Below are 21,989 nucleotides of genomic sequence, written 5' to 3' on the forward strand. Positions count from 1 at the left end.
TCCTTGTGACTGAGCTGACGCCGTACGTGCGAGGTCGGGAGCACTTCCTCACGGCTGTTCCGAGGTGGTCAGAGCCTAAGCCGGATCTTTACGTTACGGGTGAGTAGATTCGCGGCCGATCGCCTCGGCCGTGCCTACCCCCGTGCTCGTCATCCGGCGGAGATCGCGTCAAGGACCTCCATCCTGGTGGACCGACGTGCCGGGAGCAGGGCCGCCAGGACGCCGAGCAGGACGCCGAGCACCATGATCGCGACGAGCTCGACCCACGGGATGCTGGGCGTGATGGTGGCGTCGCTGAGCCGGTTGAAGGACAACACGAGCAGGAGCGACACGACCAGGCCCGTCACCATCCCGCCGAGCGTCCCGAGCAGCGCGATCAGGACGGACTCGAGGGTGACCATCCGCCGGACCCGCTTGTCGGTCATGCCGATGATGCGGAGCAGGCCCAGCTCGCGTCTGCGTTCCAGGATCGAGAGCGACATCGTGTTGACGATGCCGATCAACGCGATCAGGACGCTCATGAGCAGCAGCCCGGTGACCGCCTTGATGAGGAAGTCGAAGACGGTGCGGATGAGCTGGCCGAGGGCGTTGCCCTCCTGGGCGGTGATGTCGGGTCGCTGGTCGGCCAGGTCCTCGATGGCGTCCTTGGTCTCGCCCTGCGCGCCCGAGGCGACGTCGACGAACGCGATGGTCGGCGCGACGTCGCCCACGAGCGAGTCGAAGCTGGCCTGATCCAAGATGCTCCCGGTCTGACCGGTGTCCTGAGTCGGCGCCAGGACCGCCACGACCTTCAGCTCGGCGTCCTTGCCACGTGAGTCCGTGACCGTGACCGTGCCGCCGACGTTCGGCGCCTTGCCGTCGCCGGTGTCCAGCACGGCGATCGTTCCGTCCGCCAGGTCGGCGAGGTCTCCCTTGTCGACCTCGAGGTTCGCGATCTTGGCCATCTCCGCGACGTCACCGGCGGAGACGGTCGCAGCGGCACCGTCGATCGTGACGGGCGCCCGTTCGAACGCCACCACGTCGTTGACGTCCTTCACGTCCTTCAGCTGGGAGACGAAGTCAGGGTCGATGGTGCCGCCCTGGCTGACAACGACGTAGTCCGCGGACTGGACGTCGTTGACCTGCTGGATCGCGAAGTCCCGGATGCTCGCACCCGCCACGGCGACCAGCGTGACCAGGAAGACCCCGATCAGCAGAGCGTTGGCGGTCGTGGCTGTCCGTTTGGGGCTGCGGACCGAGTTGTCGACGGCGAGGCGCCCCTCGATGCCGAACCGCTCGAGCAGCGGACGGGCGGCGCGCGCGCCAACCCTGGCGAGGTACGGCGCGCCGACGAACACGGAGGCGACGAACGCCACCGCTCCCGCCCCGATGGTGGCGAGACCCGAGCCGGCGAGCATGCCGAGCAGGCCCAGTGCAGCGAGGACCAGGGCGGTCACCGCGCGGGCCCGGCCCAGGTCCGCGGACTCTGTGGCCGCCGCGCGCATGGCCTCGATCGGCTCTGTCCGGCCGGCGCGGCGAGCGGGGATCATCACCGACAGCACGGTGATGACGGTGCCGAGGAACAGGCCGCTGACGAGGTTGGCCGAGCGGAACGAGATCCCGCCGGGCAGCTCGTTGCCGGTCAGCGCCAGGATCCCCTGCAACGCCAGCGTCAGCAGGTAGCCGGCGACGACGCCGAGCACCGACCCCAGGAGCCCGAGGACGAGGCCCTCCAGGCGAAGCGAGCGCTTGAGCTGGCGGGGGGTCGCGCCGATCGCGGCGAGTACCGCGAGCTCGCGCAGTCGCTGCGCGACGATCACGCTGAACGTGTTGAAGATGACGAAGCCACCCACGAGCAGGGCCAGGACGGCGAACGCCTGCAGGGCGGTCTTCAGCGTCTGGGCGAACGACCCGTTGGCCTCGCGCTGGTCGTCGCGGAACTCGTCCCCCGACTCGACGGCGAAGCCATCCGGGGTCGCTTTCCCGGCCGCGGCTACGACGTCGTCGGCCGATCCCGAGGCCCGCAGGTAGAACGACTCGTACTCCTGCTTCCCCGAGTTCAGCCAGTTGAAGGCGTCCTGCTCGCTGAGGGACACCGTTCCGCCGGTGTCGAGGGCATCGGAGTCGCCGAACTCGGTGATCCCCACCAGCTCGACCTGCTGCGGACCGGCCAGGGTCAGCAGGGTGAGCTCGGCACCGACCTTCAGCTTCTCGTCGTCGGCCAGGCCCTGGTCCACGGCGACCTCACCGGCCGCGTCCGGGGCGTCTCCGGTGACGACCGAGAGGGGGTTCAGATCGGCGTCGGTGATCCACAGCCGCCCGGTGGCCGAGGTCGCGAACGGCTTGCCGTCGCTTCCCTCGAAGGCCACGGGCGCCGTGAGGATTCCGGCGCTCCCGTCGACACCTGGGAGGGCGGCGAGCTGGTCCGCGGCCGCCTGCGGCACCTTGAGCGGCTCCGGCTGGGCACCGGTCTGCTCGACCACGTCGGCCTCGTCGGGGACGACGGCGACATCGACGTTGCCGTACTGGTCATCGATGTTGCCTTCGAGCGAGTCGATGACCCCGTCGGAGATGACGCTGACGGCGGTGTAGAAACCGACGCCGGCGACGATCGCGACCAGGGTCGCGAGGTAGCGCCCGAGGTTGTGCCGGACGCTGCTGAGGACGAGCTTGATCATGAGCGCCTAGCCCTCGAACCGCTTCATGCGGTCGAGGACCCGATCCGAGGTGGGGTTGTCCATCTCGTCGACGATCTGGCCGTCGGCGAGGAACAGCACGCGGTTGGCGTACGACGCCGCATGCGGGTCGTGGGTGACCATCACGATCGTCTGACCGGTGTCGTCGACGGCACGGCGCATGAAGCTGAGGATCTCGGTGCCCGTCCGGGAGTCGAGGGCCCCGGTCGGCTCGTCCGCGAAGATGATGTCGGGCTTGGGCACGAGCGCCCGGGCCACCGCCACCCGCTGCTGCTGGCCCCCGGAGAGCTGGCTGGGCAGGTTTCCGAGGCGCTCCTGCAGGCCGACCGTGCGGACGATCTCGTCGAACCAGGCCTGGTCGGCCTTCGTCCCCGCCAGGGTGAGCGGGAGCAGGATGTTCTCGCGCGCGGTCAGCGAGGGGATCAGGTTGTACTGCTGGAAGATGAACCCGAGCCGGTCGCGGCGGAGCAGGGTCAGCTCGGTCTTGTTCAGCTTGGAGATGTCGGTGTCGCCGATGAAGGCTGCCCCCGACGTCAGCCGGTCGAGACCCGCGACGCACTGCATCAGGGTGCTCTTCCCGGACCCCGACGGTCCCATGATCGCGGTGAACTCGTGCTCGGGGAAGTCGACCGTCACGCCGGCGAGCGCGTGGACCGCGGCCTCCCCCTCGCCGTAGGTCTTGCGAGCCTCGATGGCGCGCGCGGCCGCCGAGCGGGTCCGCACTTCGGTGGGGCTGGTCATGAGACTCCTCGACTCTGGACGGACTAGCGGTTGAAGAACTTCTCGCCCGGCTTCAGCTCACCGCTGAGCAGCTGGGGAACCGTCACCAGGGTGTAGCCCTGGCGGCGGAGAGCGTCGATGATGCCGGGCACCGCCTGGACGGTCGTGGGGTGGATGTCGTGCATGAGGATGATCGCGCCGGGCGCCGCGCCGTCGAGGGCACGCTGGGTCGTGATCTGGACGTCTCGGTTCTTCCAGTCCTCGGTGTCGACGTTCCAGAGGATCTGGGCGTCGTCGCGGTCCCGGAGGACGCTCGCGACCGTGTCGTTGGTCGCGCCGTACGGCGGCCGCATCAGGCTGGTCGTCACCCCGGCGGCGTCCTTGATGGCCGCCGCCGTCCGGTCGACCTCGTCGGCGATCTCCGCATCGGACATGGCCGAGAGTTGCGGGTGATCCCACGAGTGGTTGCCGATCGCATGACCCGCCTCGACTTCCTTGCGGACCAGGTCGGGCTGGGTGGCGACGTTCCCGCCGATGAGGAAGAACGTCACGTTGACGTCCTTAGCCGCGAGCTCGTCGAGCAGCTTCTGCGTGTACGGCCCGGGGCCGTCGTCGAAGGTCAGGGCGATGCACTTCTCGCGATCACAGTCGACCTCCTCGGACGGGGAGGCGTCGGCCTCGGCTGGCTGCGGTTCGCCCGTCGCGGGAGCCACCGTGGACGGCTCCGCGCTCGGCTCGTCGACGGGGTCGGGGACTCCCTCGAAGGGATCCCCCTCCAGCGCGGCGTCCTGCACCTGCCGGCCGACCTTGCTCAAGGCCTCGCCCGCTGCGTCGCCGTTCACCCGCACGGCTACCTCGCCGAGAGCCTCGGCCCCGGCCTCGCCCTGGGCCAGGACGATGATGAGGCTGCCGTCCGGCTCGAAGCGGAGGTCACGCACGGTGGCGGCCCGTCGAGGCAGGCCGGACCGACCCAGCTCTGCCTTCTCGGCCGCGTCGGCGACCCAGGTCCGCAACCGGCCAACGTCGTCGACCAGCTCGGCGGAGGTGTACGTCTTGCCCGAGGCGACGTCGGTGTAGACGCTCTGGCTGATCGTGGTGCTGTGCGCCCCGCCGGTGTAGCGACGGGCCGTCGTGAGGACGCCGAGGAAGGGGCCGGCGGCGAGCACCGGGTCCCAGGTGACGTTGAGCTCGTTGGCCGTCCCTGGACTGATGCCGGACTCGTAGTCCGCGATGGCATCATCCGCGATCGCCCGCAGCCGGTCGTCGAGCGACTTCTCGCCGGGGACGGAGACCGTCGAGATCGAGCGCTGGTCCTCGGGGTCGTTGGACGAGTCCTGGCGCGGGACGAGGCCGACGACGGCCGAGCGGTCGAGCACTCGTGGGACGTCCACCACGACCGCCGCCACAGGCTCGGGGTCGGGCTCGTCGTCCGTGCACCCGACTAGGATCAGAGCCGAGACCGCAAGGGCTACCCCCCAACTGAGAGGGCGCCCTCGCTGCGGGGCGCGCGACAGACTGGGGCGGAAGGCGACCGGGGTGCGGTGATGACGCCGCATGGCGGGAGGGCCTCCCATCTGAGGACTGCCCGATGCACTCCCACGATGGCAAGACCGTAGAAGTAAGCAGCCGTGATCACCAGCGTTGACTTTGCGTTCGCAATCTGGAATCAGGGACCGCGACCTATCGCTCAGCGATCAGCAGGGACGGATGCGGCACACTTCACTCCAGTAGTGCCGTCAGGTCTAGACCGACTGAGAGGATGCCGGTGGTTCAGGACAGCACCTCAGGAGGCACCCTCGCGCTCGTCCTGAACGCCGGGTCCTCCTCGCTGAAGTACCAGGTCGTCGATCCAGCGTCGGGAGTCGCCCGGGTCCGTGGAACTGTCGAGCGGATCGGCACCGGCGACGTCTCGGATCACGACGCGGCACTGGAGTTGATGCGGGCTGACCTCCAGAACCACGACGTGTCAGCGGCATCGCTGACCGTGATCGGTCACCGGGTCGTGCACGGCGGTCCGGACCTGGTCGCCCCGACTGTCGTGGACGACGACGTCCTGTCCGAGATCGACGACCTCGCTCGTCTGGCTCCGCTGCACAACCCACCGGCCGCGGCTGGGATTCGGAGTGCCCGCGGCCACTACCCGGACGTCCCGCAGGTCGCCGCGTTCGACACCGCCTTCTTCGCCGACCTCCCGGCGGCGGCCGCGACGTACGCCCTGCCGAGCGGGCTCACGTCCTCCGGCCTTCGTCGGTACGGCGCCCACGGCATCAGCCACCAGTACGTCGCCGCCGAGGTGGCCGCGTTCCTGGACGTCCCGATCGACGACCTCGACCAGATCGTGCTGCACCTCGGCAACGGCGCCTCCGCGTCCGCGATCAGCGGCGGTCGCCCGGTCGAGACGTCGATGGGACTGACACCGCTGGAGGGCCTGGTCATGGGCACGCGGGCGGGTGACCTCGACCCGGGCCTGCTCCTGCACCTGCTCCGGCACGGCGACCTCGACTCCGACGGTCTTGAGGACGTGCTGCACCACCGGTCCGGCCTGCTCGGGATGGCCGGGACGACCGACCTCCGCGACCTCCTCGACGCGATCGATCGCAGGGACGAGCGCGCGAAGGCGGCCTACGACGTCTACGTCCACCGCGTGCGCAAGTACCTTGGCGCCTACCTCGCCGTCCTGGGCGGAGCCGACGTCGTCACCTTCACCGCAGGGGTGGGCGAGCACAGCCCGCGGGTGCGGGCGGGCTGCCTGCGCGGCCTCGAGCGGCTCGGCATTGTGCTCGACGAGGCCCGCAACGAGGCGGGCGCCGGCGCGCGCCGGATCTCGGCGGACGACTCGCCGGTCACCGTGCTGGTGGTGCCCACCAACGAGGAGTTGGCGATCGCCCGCCAGGCCGTGGCGCTCGTCGGCGGCTAGCGCCGCTCAGAAGTCGGCGCTGGTCGTCGCCGCCGCCGTGACCGACGGGGACCTCCCCCGCGTCGGGTCCTCGCCCTCCGGGGTCCACACCCAGTCCCGGACCTCGGGCAGGTCGTCGCCGTGCTCACGGGTCCACTGCCGGGCCCGACGACGGGTATCGACCATCTCCTGACGGAGCGACGCCGCTCGCGACCCGAGGCTCGGGGTGCGGTCGATGACGTCCATGACCAGGTGGAACCGGTCCATGTCGTTCATCATCACCATGTCGAACGGCGTGGTCGTGGTTCCTTCCTCCTTGTAGCCCCGCACGTGCAGGTGCTGGTTGTTGGCCCGGCGGTAGGTCAGCCGGTGGATCAGCCACGGGTAGCCGTGGTAGGCGAAGATCACGGGCACGTCGGTGCCGAAAAGGTTGTCGTAGTCGGCGTGGGTCATGCCGTGCGGGTGCTCAGTCTCGTCCTGGAGCCGCATCAGGTCGACGACGTTCACCACCCGGATCCGCAGGTCCGGCAGCGCCTCCCGCAGGATCTTCACCGCCGCGAGGACCTCCAGGGTCGGCACGTCCCCGGCGCACGCCAGCACGACCTCGGGGTCCCCCTCGTCGTTGGACGCGAACTCCCAGATCCCGGCGCCCCGGGCGCAGTGCAGGTCCGCCTCCTCGCCCGTCAGCCAGTCGAACGACGGCTGCTTGCCGGACACCACGACGTTGACGTAGTGCCGGCTCTCCAGGCAATGCTGCATCGTCGAGAGCAGGGTGTTGGCGTCCGGCGGGAGGTAGACCCGGACGACCTCGGCCCGCTTGTTGACCACGTGGTCGATGAAGCCGGGATCCTGGTGGGAGAAGCCGTTGTGGTCCTGCCGCCACACGTGGGAGCTGAGCAGGTAGTTGAGGCTCGGGACCTGGGGCCGCCAGGCGATGTCGCGGGTCGTCTTCAGCCACTTGGCGTGCTGGTTGAACATCGAGTCGACCAGGTGGATGAACGCCTCGTAGCAGCTGAACAGCCCGTGCCGCCCGGTGAGCGTGTAGCCCTCGACCCAGCCTTGGCAGGTGTGCTCGGAGAGGATCTCGACGACCCGACCCGAGCGGGCCAGATGCTCGTCGGTGTCGACGATGTTGCCGGCGAACACCTTGTCCGTCACCGCGTAGACGGGGTCGAGGCGGTTGGACGCGGTCTCGTCGGGGCCGAAGATCCGGAAGTTCGTCGGGTTGTCCCGCACGACGTCGACGAGGTACTCCCCCAGCACTCGGGTCGGCTCGTGGATCGACGCCCCCGGGGCCGTGACCTCGACAGCGCGGCTCCGGAAGTCGGGCAGCCGCAGCGGCTTGGTGAGCAGACCGCCGTTGGCGTGGGGGTTGGCGCTCATCCGCCGGGTGCCGGTCGGCGCCAGCCGCTGAAGCTCCTCGACCAGGACGCCGTCGGCGCCGAAGAGCTCCTCGGCCCGGTAGGACCGCATCCACTCCTCTAGCTGGGCGCGGTGCTCGTCGTTGTCCCGGGTGCCCGACAGCGGCACCTGGTGGGCCCGCCAGGTCCCCTCGACGGGAAGGCCGTCGACGACCTTGGGTCCGGTCCAGCCCTTCGGGGTGACCATTAGGATCATCGGCCAGGGCCGACGCTCCACATCTCCGTCCTCGCGGGCTGCCCGCCAGATCTCGGCGATCGTGCCGTAGGCCCGGTCCATCGCCGCCGCCATCTGCCGATGGACGTCGGCCGGGTCATCGCCCTCCACCGTCAGGACCTCGTGGCCGTAGCCCCGCAGCAGGCTCTCCAGCTCCTCGCGGTGGATGCGCGCCGGCACCGTGGGGTTGGCGATCTTGTAGCCATTGAGGTGCAGGATCGGCAGGACGGCGCCGTCGGTCACCGGGTTGAGGAACTTGTTGCTGTGCCACGAGGCCGCCAGCGGACCGGTCTCGAACTCGCCGTCACCCACGACGGCCGCGACCACCAGGTCGGGGTTGTCCATCGCGGCGCCGTACGCGTGGGAGAGCACGTAGCCGAGCTCGCCGCCCTCGTGGATCGAGCCCGGCGTCTCGGGAGCGACGTGGCTCGGAATGCCACCCGGGAAGGAGAACTGGCGGAACAGCTCCTTCATGCCGTCCTTGTCGAAGCCGACCCGGGGGTAGAGCTCGCTGTAGGTGCCCTCGAGGTAGGCATTCGCCACGGCGGCCGGGCCGCCGTGCCCCGGACCAGCGAGGAAGATCGCGTTGACATCGCGCCGACGGATCAGCCGGTTGAGGTGGGCGTAGACCAGGTTGAGCCCGGGGCTGGTCCCCCAGTGGCCGAGCAGGCGGGGCTTGATGTCCTCGGGGACCAGGCCACGCTCCAACAGCGGGTTGTCGAGCAGGTAGATCTGGCCCACCGCCAGGTAGTTCGCCGCCCGCCACCACGCGTCGATCTCAGCCAGCTCGGCGTCCTCGAGCGACGACGTTCCCTGCCCTGCGTCAACCACAGTGAGTCCTCCCGGAAGGTGGTGTGGAGCCCTATGGCCACAACCCTTCCACGGCGCGATCGGCGTTCGCTACCCCTCGCGAACCGCGCGATCGGCGTTCGCTACCCCCCGCGAACCGCGGGGCCGGGTGGATCCTCGGTCAGCTCGCCGTGGCGGGCCAGGCTGATGGCTCCCAGCACGGCCAGGACGAAGCCGATGAACGCGATCCAGCCCCATCCGGGCCTCGGGTGGTCACCGAGCAGCAGGATGCCCACCAGGGCCGGTGCCACTGTCTCGCCGACGACGAGCGGCGCTGTCGCCTGGGTCACCGTCCCGCGTTGGAGGGCGATCGAGTACGCCAGCAGGGCGACCGCCCCGGCCACGGCGAGCGCGTACGTCGCGGGGCTGGTCAGCAGGGTGCCGAGCTCGCTGCCGATCCGGTCTGGAGACAGGTCACCGGGGAGCATGCGCGAGGCGACCGCCGTGGCGCCGAAGGCCAGTCCCGCGACCGCCCCGAGTGCCGCGGCTCCGGCGGCCCCGGAGACCCGTCCGAGCAGCACCGAGGCCAGCGCGAGGGCGAGGGCTGCAACGAGCACCCCCCACTGCTCGATCCGGCTGACGGCTACCTCGGAGTCCTCCGCCGCCGAGATGCCGACTAGGACCAGACCCCCGACCACGACGCCGAGACCGATGCGGTCGCGCCGACCGAGCGGCATCTTGAGCAGGATCGCGCCCAGGATCGCGGTGATGGCGAGGAAGCTCGCCACGATCGACTGGACGACGAACAGCGGCAGGCTTCGAACCGCGACCAGCCCGAGGACGAAACCGAGCCCGTCGAGTCCGACCCCGACCAAGTAGCGCCACGACTTGAGCAGGCGCACCAGGAGCCGCGGGTCGAGTCCGCTCACCGACTCGGTGCTGCGAGCCGCCATCGCCTGGAGCACCGACCCGCACCCGTAGCAGAGCGCCGCCGCGGATGCCATGAGAAGACCCAACGTCACGCGGCGACGCTACTCGACACGGTCCCTAGGATGCGTCCATGTGGGCTATCGGGCGGCCCCCTCGACGCCGTCCCCTCCTCGACGCGATCGACGGCGGATTCTTCGTCTTCTCGACCCTCGCCTCGACGTGGCTCGCGTACGTCCTGCTGCGCGACGGCGTCCAGCACGGATGGCAGGCGCTGCTGCTCGTCGCCTTCTGGGCCTTCGTCTCCTACCTGCTGCTGCCTCGGCTGCACCGGCTCCTGACCCAGCTCTACGTCCCGGGATACTTCGTCGGGCGAGCCCGAACGAGCGACGGGCTGCTAGGCGACCCGGTCAATCTGGCTCTCCTCGGCGGCTCCGACCAGGTGCACCGCGTCATGAGTGCCGGAGGCTGGATCCGCGCGGACGAGGTCTCGGTGGCCTCGTCCTGGCGGATCGTGTGGACGACCCTGCGGCGACGCAGCTACCCGGCCGCGCCGGTCAGTCCCCTGCATCTCTTCGACCGGGTCCAGGACTTCGCCTACCAGCGCGAGGTCGCCGGCACGCCCTCCCGTCGCCACCACGTCCGCTTCTGGCGCTGCCCGGACGGCTGGATGCTTCCTGGTGGCTTTCCGGTGGACTTCCTGGCGGCGGCCACCTTCGACCGGCGCGTGGGACTGTCCCTCTTCACGCTGCAGGTCACTCACAAGATCGCCCCGGACACCGACCGGGAGCGTGACGTCGTGGTGCGGAGCGTGACGACGGCCGCCCCGGGGACCAAGCTCCAGGTCATCGCGAACTTCTCGTCCGGCTACCACTCCCGCAACGGCGGGGGCGACCGCATCGAGACGGACGGGCACCTGCCCGTCCTGGATCTTCGGGAACTGCCCGGGACGGCGGCGGTCGTCCGCGCGGCGCCGATAGGGCCCGGGCGCCGGCCCGTTCAGACCGTCCTCGGCGTCGGGATCGCGATGGCCAGAGGCCTGTCGTACGTCGCGATCGCCGTGCTCGCGGTCGTTGCGCCGGACGTTCTCGACCTACCGACCGACAGCGCGTCCGGGCTCGACGACGACACGTTCCGGACGGCGCTGGTCGCTGCCGCTCTGCTCTTCGCGGTCGTCGACCTGGGACTGGCGGTGGCCGTCCATCTCGCTCGCAACTGGGCACGCTTGACCCTGATGAGCGCCTGCGCCGTGACCACCACCGCCTCGTTCGTCACGGACCTCGGAAACGACGATCCCGTGAGTCTGAGCCGATTGCCCACGGTCGCCGGCGGGATCCTCGTGCTGCTCGCCCTTTCCAGCCGCCCGGCCCGCGAGTTCGCGGCGGCGACCGAGCCCGCGTCGGGGAGACTGGTCCGGTGAACAGCGCGCGTCGTGTCCCGGCCGTGCTCGTGATGGTCGGTCTCTCCGCCGCTCTGCTCTACGCCAACTTCTTCCTCGACTGGGTGCTCCGGGATTTCTCAGGCATGGGTGAGATCGTCAGCGAGCTGGAGGCGCCCGGCGAACCCAACGCGTCGCTGCTGCGCGTGACCGACGTCGTGTGCGCCGTCCTGGTCGTGTCGCTGTTGCCCTGGGTCAGGCGCGGTCTGCGCGCCGGCCCGTGGCGGGAGCTGTGCATCGTGGCCGTCGTGCTGTTCGCTCTGGGCGCGACCGTCGCCGCCGTCGTCGCGACCCCCTGCGGACCGGGACAGGTGTGCGACACCGCTCGGGACCGTCTGCAGACGTCGGTCCACGACGGGAGCAGCATCGTGTCCGACACCGCCCTCTACGTCTCCGTGGCGGCAGCCTGGATCACGACGCGGTCGACGGGTCCTCGCTGGTTCCGCCGAGTCGCGTGGTGGAACTTCTGGCTGGGCGGCGTCGCGGCGAGCGTTCTCTTCGAGTACTTCAACGTCACCCAGGACCCCGCCTGGGCGGTCGGAGCCAGCCAGCGTGTGCACATCCTGTTCATCAGCGCGTGGATCGTGACTCTCGCTCTCTTCGCCGCCTGGGACGAGAGTCGTAGGGCTGTCCCAGGCACGCAGGGTCTGGGAAAGTCTCCGGCTAGGACCTCTGATTAGTCTTCCTGCTCTCTCCCTCCCCTCCCGAAGGACCTGCCGATGCACGACGTGACCACGGGCACCGACGAAGCCGATCCGTCGGTCGGCGAGTCGTCCGACTCACAGTCGGACGAGCGAACCGAGCTCGCGATCCACCTCCCGCAGGACGACCGTTGGCCGGACCGCTTCGCGGGTGCTGCCCTCCTGCTCGCGACGTTCGTGCTCGTCATCTCGCTGGTCCCGCCCTGGCACCGCTACTTCGCCCAGGCCGACGACATCGTGTCCACGCTGCTCATCCCCATCGTGCCGAGCCTCGTCTACTCGGCGTTGCTGCTCGTGATGGCTGTCGCGCTCCGACGGCGACTGCGAGCCGGGTGGTGGGTGATGGTCGTCTGGTGGCTCGTCCTGCCCGAGATCGGGAGGATCGTCGGGATCGTGGACGGACCTGACCGTGCCCTCCAGGCCGTCGGTCTCGTCGTGGTCGGGGCCGTCGCCGTCGTCGCCTTCATGAGTCGGCCCCAGTACGTCGCGCGCCGGGTCGCCGGAAGCCTGCGGGGAGCGCTTGCGGTCTTCCTCGTCGGCGGTGCCGCGATGCTCCTCGGAGGAGCGTGGCTGGTCGACGAGTTCGGCCGTTCGCCGGACTTCGGCGAGTCGACGGTCTACGTGTGGAACACGATGATCGCCGACGTCGGGCGCGGAGGTGGCGACCCCAGTGAGGCCACCGCCCCGTTCTGGGTTCGTCTCGTGATCGGCCTGTTCGGCGCACTCGTGGTGCTGGGCGCAGCAAACCTGCTCTTTCGCGCGTCCAAGGACAGCCGCACGCTCGAGGTCGCCGACGAGGCGAAGGTCCGAGCGCTGCTGCGGGACTTCGGCGAGAACGACTCGCTGGGCTACTTCGCCACCCGGCGTGACAAGTCGGTGGTCTGGGACACCGACGACGTCACCACCGCCCGCGCGGGAGTCTCCTACCGGGCGATCGGATCGGTCTGCCTGGCCAGCGGCAACCCCGTCGGAGACCCGACGTACTGGCCGGACGCGTTGGCCCGGTGGAAGCAGGAGGCCAGGACGAACGGGTGGTCGCTGGCCGTCATGGGGGCCGGCCGTGCCGGCGCCCTCGCCTATGCGGACGCCGGCCTGACCATGCTCGACATCGGCGACGAGGCGATCGTGGACATGGCGACGTTCTCGCGCAGCGGCCCGGGAATGCGGGGCGTCCGGCAGTCGGTCTCCCGGCTGGAGCGTCGCGGGTACTCCGTTGCCGTCACGCGGCACGCGACGCTGACCGATGAGGACTTCGCCCGCCTCAACGATGCCGCAGGGCGGTGGCGGGGGGACGGCGGCGACGAGCGCGGTTTCTCGATGGCCCTGGGGCGACTGGGCGATCCCCTGGACGGGCAGTGCGTCCTCGTCTCCGCCTACGACGGCGACGGAGCCCTGCGCGGATTCCTCAGCTTCGCACCCTGGGGACGGACCGGCCTCTCACTCGATCTGATGCGACGTGACCCGACCGCGGACAACGGACTGATCGAGCTGATGGTCACCAACCTCGCCGAGCAGCGCGGGACCCTCGGTGTCGGGCTCGTGTCCCTGAACTTCGCGATGTTCCGCGAGGCGTTCGAGCGCGGTGCCGAGGTGGGTGCCGGGCCGGTCGCCCGGGTCTGGCGGCAGGGTCTGCTGCTGGCCAGCAAGACCTGGCAGCTGGAGTCCCTCTACCGGTCGAACGCGAAGTACCTCCCCGACTGGCAGCCGCGCTACATGGGCTACGAGTTCGCCTCGGACCTTCCTCGGGTCGGCACGGCCGCCGGCAGTGCCGAGGGCTTCCTGACCCGGCCGTCGATCTCGTTGTTCCGGTCGAAGAACAGCCAGGAGGAGGCTCTGGACACGGGTGGCACGGAGCACGCCGCCGCTGTCCTGGCCCTCATCCCGCCGCCGCGCGACGTTGTCGCCGAGGCGTTGTCCACCGCGCACCTGCCGGAGCAGATGCGGGTACGTCGGGCCAAGCTTGAGCGTCTGCGCAGTCAGGGGATCGATCCCTATCCCGTGTCCTTTCCCCGCACTCATACCTTGGCCCAGGTGCGCGAGGAGGCCGGTGAGCTGGCGCCCGACACGTCCTCGGGTCGTGCCGTCTCGGTGACCGGCCGGGTGCTGCTCAAGCGCGACATGGGCACGCTCGGCTTCGCCACGCTCCGCGACGGCAGCGGTGACCTCCAGGTGATGGTGGACGCCACGCGGGTGGATCCAGCGGTCTCGGACCTGTGGTCGCACGGCGTCGACCTCGGCGACCACGTCGGGGTCACGGGCGAGGTGATGACCACCCACACCGGCGAGCTGACGGTACTGGCCGATTCGGTGACGATCACCAGCAAGTCCCTGCGCCCGTTGCCCGACAAGCACAAGGGCCTTAGCGATCCCGAGGCCCGGGTCCGTACCCGCTACCTCGACCTCATCGTGCGCCCCGACGCCCGCACCGTCGCTTATCAGCGGGCCACCATCGTGCGCAGCATCCGCGACACGCTGCACCGGCGGGGCTTCACCGAGGTCGAGACGCCGGTCCTGCAGACCGTCCACGGTGGCGCCAACGCCCGGCCGTTCGAGACGCACATCAACGCCTACGACATGGATCTTTACCTACGCATCGCGACCGAGCTGCACCTCAAGCGGCTGCTCGTGGGAGGCATGGAGAAGGTCTTCGAGGTGGGGCGTCAGTTCCGCAACGAGGGAGTCGACTTCAAGCACAACCCGGAGTTCACCTCGCTCGAGGTCTACGAGACCTACGGCGACTACGACACGATGCGCGTCCTCACCCAGCAGCTGATCCAGGACGCGGCCGTCGCGATCTACGGCGAGCCCATCGCACGCCGTTCCGGCCCCGACGGCAAGGTCGTCGAGTATGACCTCTCCGGCGACTGGCCGGTCCGGACCATCTGCCAGGCCGTCTCCGAGGCACTGGGCGAGGAGGTCACGGCCGACACCCCGCTCGAGGACCTGAAGAGGTACGCCACCCGGATCGGCCTCGAGTACGACCTCGAACCGTCCTGGGGCTTCCTGCTCGAGGAGATCTACGGCGAGCTCTGCGAGGGGCAGACGACCACGCCGGTGTTCTACACCGACTTCCCGAAAGAGAACGCCCCGCTAACCCGACCGCACCGGCACGATCCGAGACTGGCCGAGAAGTGGGACCTGGTGATCTTCGGCGCCGAGCAGGGCACGGCGTACTCCGAGCTCGTCGACCCGCTCGACCAGCGCGAGCGCCTCGTCTCCCAGTCCCTGCTCGCTGCCGCCGGGGACGCCGAGGCCATGCAGGTCGATGAGGACTTCCTGGAGGCGCTGGAGTACGGCATGCCGCCCACCGGCGGGATGGGCCTCGGCGTCGATCGCCTGGTCATGAACCTCACCGGGCTTAGCATCCGCGACACGATCTTGTTCCCGCTGGTGAAGCCGAACCGATGACCTCCGACGTCTCTGCCGACGCCCGCGCCGGCAGCAGCGCCGCCCCGAAGGTCGGGGTCCTCACCCTCGCGGCGATGGTCGTCGGGTCGATGATCGGCGGCGGGATCTTCACCCTGCCGTCGAACTTCGGGGGCGCGACGGGCGTCCTGGGAGCGCTCATCGCCTGGACCGTCGCCGGCCTCGGCATGCTCATGCTTGCCTTCGTCTTCCAGTCGCTGGCGATGCGGCGGCCCGACCTGGACAACGGGATCTACGTCTATGCCCAGGCGGGCTTTGGGCCGTACGCCGGCTTCAACGCCGCGTGGGGGTACTGGGCGAGCAACGTTGTCGGCAACGTCTTCTTCATGGTCTTCGCCATGGCCAGCATCGGCGAGTTCGTCCCCGGCCTCGGCGACGGGAGCACCCTGTTCGCCGTCCTGCTCGCGTCCGTGGGGGTCTGGACTTTCCACGTCCTGATCTCGCGCGGCATCCGCCAGGCCGCGGTCGTCAACCGCATCGTCACCATCGCCAAGCTGCTCCCGATCGTGGTGTTCATCGTCCTCGCCCTGGTGTCATTCGACGCCGGCACGTTCGGCGACAACTTCTGGGGCGGGAGGTCGCACACCCTCGGCTCGCTCTTCGACCAGGTCACCGACACGATGCTGGTGACGACGTTCGTCTTCCTCGGCATCGAGGGCGCCAGCGTCTACTCCAGGCTGGCTCAGCGCCGCGAGGACGTCGGCCGCGCCACCCTCCTGGGCTTCGTGAGCACCCTGGCGCTGTTCGCCTCCGTCACGCTCGTGTCGTACGGCGTGCTGCCCCAGCGCGAGCTCGCCGCAGCCGACCAGCCCTCCATGGGTGCCGTGCTGGAGTCGGTGGTCGGCTCGTGGGGCGCCACCTTCATCAGCATCGGCGTGATCATCTCTGTCCTGGGTGCCTATCTGGCCTGGACCTTGCTCAACGCAGAGGTGCTCTTCATGCCCGCCCGCACAGACGTGATGCCGCGGTTCCTGGGCCGGGAGAACGCTTCAGGCACGCCGATCGCCGCCCTGATCACCACCACGGTGTCGGTCCAGCTGTTCCTGCTGCTCGTGCTGGTCGTCGAGGACGCGCTCGACTTCATGCTGGACCTCGACACGGCCCTGACGTTGGTCCCCTATCTCCTTGCGGCGGCGTACGCCGTCAAGCTGGCGCTGACCCGCGAGGGATTCGGCCCCGAGGAGGAGAAGGTCCGGCGCAAGGAGCTGGCGGTCGCCCTGCTGGCCTGCCTCTACTCGGTCTTCCTCCTCTACGCCGCCGGGCCGAAGTACCTCCTGCTCGGCTGCATCATCTACGCACCCGGGGCGATCCTGTACGTCGTGGCCCGGCGCGAGCAGCGCCAGCGCATCTTCACGCCGCCCGAGGCGGTCGGGTGCGTCATCCTCTCCCTGCTGGCGATGCTGGGGATCGTCCTCATCGGCAACGGGACGTTCTCCCTGTGAGCACGTCACCGTCCTGGCGCCGCCACCACCACGAGGACGGTCGGCACCTTTGCCGGACGAGCTCGACAACGAGGCCGGTCCTGGTCTCGTTCCACGTGCACCACTGCATCGAAGCGAGGAGTCGAAGATGTGGGACTGGTTCAGTGATGCCCTGCGGGAGAACCCGCAGATCGCGATCTTCCTGACCCTGGGGATCGGCTTCTTCATCGGGAAGCTGCATTTCAAGTCGATCGTGCTGGGATCGGTCACCGGTACCCTGCTTGCCGGGGTGATCGTCGGACAGGTCGACGTCACGATCGACCCCCTGATCAAGTCGGTGGCGTTCATCGCGTTCCTCTTCGCACTCGGGTACAACGTCGGTCCTCAGTTCTTTGCGGGCCTGAGGTCCGACGGCCTCAAACAGCTGGCCCTGGCGGTCATCTCGTGCGTGGTGGGCCTGCTCGGCGTGTATGTGGTCGCCCAGGTCCTGGGTTACGGGGTCGGCTGGGGGGCAGGGTTGTTGGCCGGCGGTCTGACCCAGTCAGCGGTGATCGGGGTGGCCTCCTCGGCGATCGAGAAGCTCCCTGGCATCACCCCGGACCAGATCGCGACGTACGAGTCGCAGATCGCTGTGGGGTACTCGGTCTGCTACCTGGTCGGGACTGCTGCCGCGGCGTACTTCCTGTCGTCGGTCGCTCCCCGCCTCGTGGGCACCAAGGACCTGGCCGAGGAGTCCGCCGAGCTCGAACGGAAGCTGGGTACGGCGACCTCTCCGGATGTCGCCAAGGCCTACTACGCGATCGTCCGGCGCACCTACCGCCTCACTGACTCTCCGCTGGTCGGCCAGACCGTCGCTGACCTGGAGGCCGAGGTCAGCCAGCACGGGCACCCGATCATCGTGCACCGGATGCGTCGCGACGGCGCCGTCTCACTCGTGAGCCCGGACACCGTTCTGCAGGTCGACGACGTCGTGACGGTGTCCACCCGGCGGCACGACTTGGTGGCCGAGCACCCGGAGAACTTCGCGGTCGAGGTCGACGACGCCGACCTCCTCGACTACCAGGTGGAGACGCTGCCGCTGGTGGTGACGAACAAGGACGTGGCCGGACGGACCATCGGCGAGGTGATGGCTCAGTACGGGCCTCGCATCTTCGTCCGGAGCCTGACCCGTGCTGCGATCGAGGTCCCCTGGTCGGACTCGACCGTGCTGCACCTCGGCGATGAGCTCGAAGTGCAGGGCGCCCAGGAGTACGTCGAGGCGATCGTCGCCCACTTCGGCTACGCGGCCCGCACGAGCGACGCGACCGACCTGTCGTACGTCGGGATCGGCATCACCCTGGGGTGCCTCGTCGGCCTCCCGACGATGGCGATCGCGGGCGCCGACATCGGACTGACCACCTCGGGCGGAGCACTGATCCTGGGTCTGCTGTTCGGATACCTGCGCTCCCGCAGGCCCACGTTCGGGCAGTTTCCGCCCGCGGCGAACTGGTTGATGTCCACCGGCGGCCTGTGCCTCTTCGTCGGCATCGTCGGGCTGGTCGCAGCCCCGAGCTTCGTCGATGGCGTGAAGGACAAGGGACTGGGCCTGCTCGTCGGAGGGCTCGTCGTGACGCTGTTCCCGATGGTGACCTGCCTGTTCCTGGGCAAGTACGTCTTCAAGTTCAGCACCCCGATCCTGCTGGGGATCATCGCTGGCGCCAACACCACCACCGCCGCCATCGGTGCGGTCACCGACCGCGCCAAGAGCCAGGTCCCCGTCATCGGCTACACCGTCCCCTACGCCGTGGGGAACGTCCTGCTCACCATCTGGGGCTCGGTCATCGTCGCCCTGCTCGCTTGACCTTTGGTCGCCTGACCCTGTCCCCACCCGCCGGAACGTCCTCGTGAACGGAATCCACCATGCCTCTGCCCTACCCGACCCGTGACCAGATCGCCGCTCTGCAGACGCTCAGCCCCTTCGAGTTGAAAGCTGCCCTGGGAGCGCTCGCCGGCGAGCACGAGCGCCGGACCGCGTTCCAGATGCTCAACGCCGGCCGTGGCAACCCCAACTTCGTTGCCACGACCCCGCGCGAGGCGTTCTTCGCGCTGGGTGAGTTCGCGCTCGAGGAGTGCCGACGAACGAACGAGTGGGACGCCGAGCTCGCCGGTATCCCCACGCAGGATGGCATCTCCGAGCGGTTCCGCGCATGGCTCCAGGCCCACCCCAAGACGGACGGCGCCGGGATCAGCCTCCTGCGTCGACTCCTGGACCACGGCGTGAACGAGTACGGGTTCAACCCCGACGCGTTCGTCTGGGAGCTCGCCGACTCGATCATCGGCGACCACTATCCCGAGCCCGACCGGATGCTGACCCACGCCGAGAAGATCGTGCACGAGTACCTGGTGCAGGAGATGGGTGGCCCAGCTGGGTTCGACGGCACGTGGGACCTGTTCGCCGTCGAGGGCGGCACTGCGGCGATGTGCTACATCTTCGACACCCTGAGCAAGAACAGGTTGCTGAGCAAGGGCGATCGGATCGCGATCATGGTGCCCGTCTTCACCCCCTACCTCGAGATCCCGCAGCTCGAGGAGTACGACTTCGACTGCGTGTACCTCAACGCCACCTCGATGACTGAGGACCACCACCACACGTGGCAGTTCCCCGACGAGGAGCTCGACAAGCTCCGCGATCCGTCGATTAAGGCACTGTTCGTCGTCAACCCGACCAACCCGCCGTCGGTCCGCCTGGCCGACTCGACCCTCGCCTACGTCAAGAGCATCGTGGCCCACGACAACCCGGGGCTGATCGTGATCACCGACGACGTCTACGGGACGTTCATCAACGGGTTCCGGTCCCTGATGGCCGAGATCCCTCGCAACACGATCGGCGTCTACTCGTTCTCCAAGTACTTCGGAGCCACCGGGTGGCGGCTCGGCGTCATCGCGGTCGGTGAGGACAACATCTTCGACGAGGCCCTCGCAGCACTCCCCGAGACCGATCGGCAGCACCTCGACCGTCGGTACTCCACGCTCACCCTGCACCCGGAGCGGATCAAGTTCGTCGACCGCCTCGTGGCTGACAGCCGCTCCGTGGCCCTCAACCACACTGCGGGGCTCTCCCTGCCCCAGCAGTGCCAGATGCTGCTGTTCTCCGCCTACTGCCTCCTGGACACGGACAACACCTACAAGGCGGAGGCCCAACGACTGTTGGCCGGTCGGCTGAACGCCCTGCTCGAGGGCCTGCGCATCGAGCTGCCCGAGGACCCGCTGCGTGTCGGGTACTACATCGAGCTCGACCTGATCCTCTGGGCCGAGGCCAGCTACGGGCCGAAATTCGCCGAGTGGATGCGTGAGAACTACGAACCCACCGACATCCTGTTCCGCCTCGCCGAGCAGACCGGCATCGTCGCCCTCAACGGTGGAGGCTTCGCCGGACCGGCGTGGTCCATCCGGATCTCCATCGCCAACCTCGCCGATGAGCAGTACCACCAGATCGGAGCCAGCCTTCGCGCCGTCGGTGACCAGTACGTCGACGAGTGGCGCGGCAAGTAGCGAGAGGGGCGCAGCCGGTCGGCCATCGGGGGGACGTCGTGCGCGGGCCGGCTGCGCCAGCAACGATTCTGCCGCTCCCCACGGGGCTGACCAACGGCATCGCGCGTCGAGAATCGGCCATGACGGAACGCGACAGGAGCGTTGCGAGGTCCGCGCCCTCTCCGCCGCGCCTCGCGCCTACGCTGCTCCTGTCACCGCGTCCCCCGTCCTGGCAACGGTCGTGCTTCACGACCCGGCGGGTCGGAAGCCTCGTCCTCGAACGGAGTCCCGTGTCCCTCGAAGTCCTCGGACTCTCCAATCCCGAAGCAGGCGCGTACCGGGCGTTGACCGAGGTCCCCTGGTCGAACGCCGCCGACCTCGCCACCCGTCTCGAGCTCGGGAACGCTGAGGCCCTCGACCTGTTGGAAGCCTTGGTCAAGCATCACCTCGCAGTCCGCCGGCCCGGCGAGCAGTACGCCGCGGTCAGGCCGGCCGTGGCACTGGGAGCCCTGGTCGCCGACCGCGCCGACGGTCTGCGTGCGGCGGAGGCCGCCGTGGCCGACTTGGAGTCCACGTTCCAGGAGGCCCGACGCAGTCAGATGCCCGACGCCGTCCTGGACATCGTCCACGGCCCTAACGAGGTCGCGGCGCGTCTGCAGCAGATTCAGCTCAACGCACGCCGAGAGGTTCTCAGTCTGGTGAAGGCGCCCGTTGCCGTCATCAGCAGCACGGAGAACGGCGCCGAGGACGTCGCCATGAACCGGGGCGTCACCTATCGCGTCGTCCTGGAGCGAGCCATGTTGCAGGAGGAGCCCCGACTCGCCCAGGAGATCCAGCGCACCCAGGCGGCTGGCGGTCAGGCGCGCATCGCCGCCACCGTCCCCACGAAGATGTTCATCGTCGACCGGGAGATCGCACTCGTGCCCCTCGGCATCGGTACCGCTCCAGTCAAGAGCGCGTTCCTCCTCGGCGCGAGCGGTCTACTCGATGCTCTGGTCGCTCTGTTCGAGGCCGTATGGGACGGCGCCCAGGACATCGACCTGGGACCACCGGGAGTAGACGTGCCCGGTTCACTTGCGGCGGGCCTCACCCCCGAGGACCGGACCCTGCTGACACTGTTGCTTGCCGGCATGACCGATGACGCGGTGGCCAGAGAGCTCGGTATCTCGGCCCGCACGGTGCAGCGGCGAATTCGCCTACTGCTCGACTACGCCCACGTCGAGACCAGGCTGCAACTGGGGTACGCCGCCGCACGAGGCGGATGGGCGGCAGGCATTCAGCCACCCACCGGATGACGGACAGGCCAGGAAAGCGCCCGAACAAAGGTGAGCGGCGCGGAGTGCCCCGGGGGTTCGGGAACCGTCCGACGTGGTGGAAGCCGACTCTCGTTATCGTCACCTGCCGCGAGTTCCACCTGCTGGCAGGGCGGGTCGTCGCCCTGGGGCTGGGTGCCAGAAAAGCACAGGCCAGAACTCGCTCCTGGACTCCTCGCACAACATTCCCGTCGTGCTCGTCCTGAGCATCGGCTTCGACGCCTCTGTCCGCTCGTTCTCGCGGCGCGGCTGGGGTGGACGGACGACATTCTGGGCGATCGTCGCAGGGACGAACTGAGCCACCAACCTGCTGCACGCGCTCACCCACGCTGATCTGCCCGGTCCGGGGGCGGGCCTATCGAACGGCGTCGACCACCGTCCCCGGACCAGGTCTGCTACTCGTGGTCAGGCGTGCCGGTGCCGCAGGCGGGCGATCTCCTTCCGGGAGTGGGCCACGGCGTCGTTGTCCTCGCCGCCGCTCTCGCTGAGGTCGTGGGCGAGGTCGAGCGCCGCCGCCAGCACGTGCTTCTCCCGCCGC

At 69.1% G+C, this 21,989-nt stretch carries 13 protein-coding genes; 8 read left to right on the top strand and 5 right to left on the bottom strand.

What is annotated here, in order from left to right:
• Positions 1-149: 149 nt before the first annotated feature.
• From BLT76_RS25050 to BLT76_RS25060, 3 genes are read right to left on the bottom strand one after another with little or no spacing between them, the layout of a single operon-like run.
• A complete protein-coding gene (locus BLT76_RS25050) occupies positions 150-2,657 on the bottom strand; it encodes an ABC transporter permease (protein ID WP_090861048.1) in 2,508 nt (835 codons plus the stop codon).
• 6 nt (positions 2,658-2,663) lie between these two features.
• Complete coding sequence (locus BLT76_RS25055; protein ID WP_090861049.1) at positions 2,664-3,416, bottom strand: ABC transporter ATP-binding protein; 753 nt, start codon at positions 3,414-3,416, stop codon at positions 2,664-2,666.
• A gap of 23 nt (positions 3,417-3,439) precedes the next feature.
• Positions 3,440-4,786, bottom strand: a complete 1,347-nt coding sequence (locus BLT76_RS25060) for a polysaccharide deacetylase family protein (protein WP_170867256.1) — start codon at positions 4,784-4,786, stop codon at positions 3,440-3,442.
• Positions 4,787-5,160: 374 nt separating this feature from the next.
• Between BLT76_RS25060 and BLT76_RS25065 the strand changes: the two genes are divergently transcribed.
• Positions 5,161-6,312 (top strand): acetate/propionate family kinase, encoded by a 1,152-nt coding sequence (locus BLT76_RS25065; protein ID WP_244509572.1) that lies wholly within the window; start codon positions 5,161-5,163, stop codon positions 6,310-6,312.
• A 6-nt stretch (positions 6,313-6,318) separates the two neighbouring features.
• Here BLT76_RS25065 and BLT76_RS25070 read toward each other — a convergent pair whose 3' ends face one another.
• A complete protein-coding gene (locus tag BLT76_RS25070; RefSeq protein WP_090861052.1) occupies positions 6,319-8,757 on the bottom strand; it encodes a phosphoketolase family protein in 2,439 nt (812 codons plus the stop codon).
• A gap of 101 nt (positions 8,758-8,858) precedes the next feature.
• On the bottom strand, positions 8,859-9,719 hold the full coding sequence (locus BLT76_RS25075) for a hypothetical protein (protein ID WP_090861053.1): 861 nt from the start codon (positions 9,717-9,719) through the stop codon (positions 8,859-8,861).
• 56 nt (positions 9,720-9,775) lie between these two features.
• Between BLT76_RS25075 and BLT76_RS25080 the strand changes: the two genes are divergently transcribed.
• From BLT76_RS25080 to BLT76_RS25110, 7 genes are all read left to right on the top strand, one after another.
• Positions 9,776-11,062 (top strand): LssY C-terminal domain-containing protein, encoded by a 1,287-nt coding sequence (locus tag BLT76_RS25080; RefSeq protein ID WP_090861054.1) that lies wholly within the window; start codon positions 9,776-9,778, stop codon positions 11,060-11,062.
• A 32-nt stretch (positions 11,063-11,094) separates the two neighbouring features.
• Positions 11,095-11,760: a DUF998 domain-containing protein gene (locus tag BLT76_RS25085; protein ID WP_244509574.1), complete on the top strand. Its 666-nt coding sequence runs from the start codon at positions 11,095-11,097 to the stop codon at positions 11,758-11,760.
• 39 nt (positions 11,761-11,799) lie between these two features.
• Positions 11,800-15,189: a bifunctional lysylphosphatidylglycerol synthetase/lysine--tRNA ligase LysX gene (gene lysX, locus BLT76_RS25090; RefSeq protein WP_090861056.1), complete on the top strand. Its 3,390-nt coding sequence runs from the start codon at positions 11,800-11,802 to the stop codon at positions 15,187-15,189.
• Positions 15,186-16,649 carry a basic amino acid/polyamine antiporter gene (locus BLT76_RS25095; protein WP_090861057.1) on the top strand — a complete coding sequence of 488 codons (1,464 nt, stop codon included), beginning with the start codon at positions 15,186-15,188 and terminating at the stop codon, positions 16,647-16,649. The genes lysX and BLT76_RS25095 overlap by 4 nt, the downstream gene beginning before the upstream one ends.
• 127 nt (positions 16,650-16,776) lie before the next feature.
• Entirely contained in the window at positions 16,777-18,468 is a 1,692-nt protein-coding gene (aspT, locus tag BLT76_RS25100) for an aspartate-alanine antiporter (protein WP_090861058.1), read from the top strand.
• A gap of 59 nt (positions 18,469-18,527) precedes the next feature.
• Positions 18,528-20,159: an aspartate 4-decarboxylase gene (aspD, locus tag BLT76_RS25105; RefSeq protein ID WP_090861059.1), complete on the top strand. Its 1,632-nt coding sequence runs from the start codon at positions 18,528-18,530 to the stop codon at positions 20,157-20,159.
• Between the two features lie 269 nt (positions 20,160-20,428).
• Positions 20,429-21,433 carry a hypothetical protein gene (locus tag BLT76_RS25110; protein WP_090861060.1) on the top strand — a complete coding sequence of 335 codons (1,005 nt, stop codon included), beginning with the start codon at positions 20,429-20,431 and terminating at the stop codon, positions 21,431-21,433.
• Positions 21,434-21,989: the final 556 nt, after the last annotated feature.

The organism is Nocardioides lianchengensis (genome assembly GCF_900101465.1).
Classification (GTDB): Bacteria; Actinomycetota; Actinomycetes; order Propionibacteriales; family Nocardioidaceae; genus Nocardioides; species Nocardioides lianchengensis.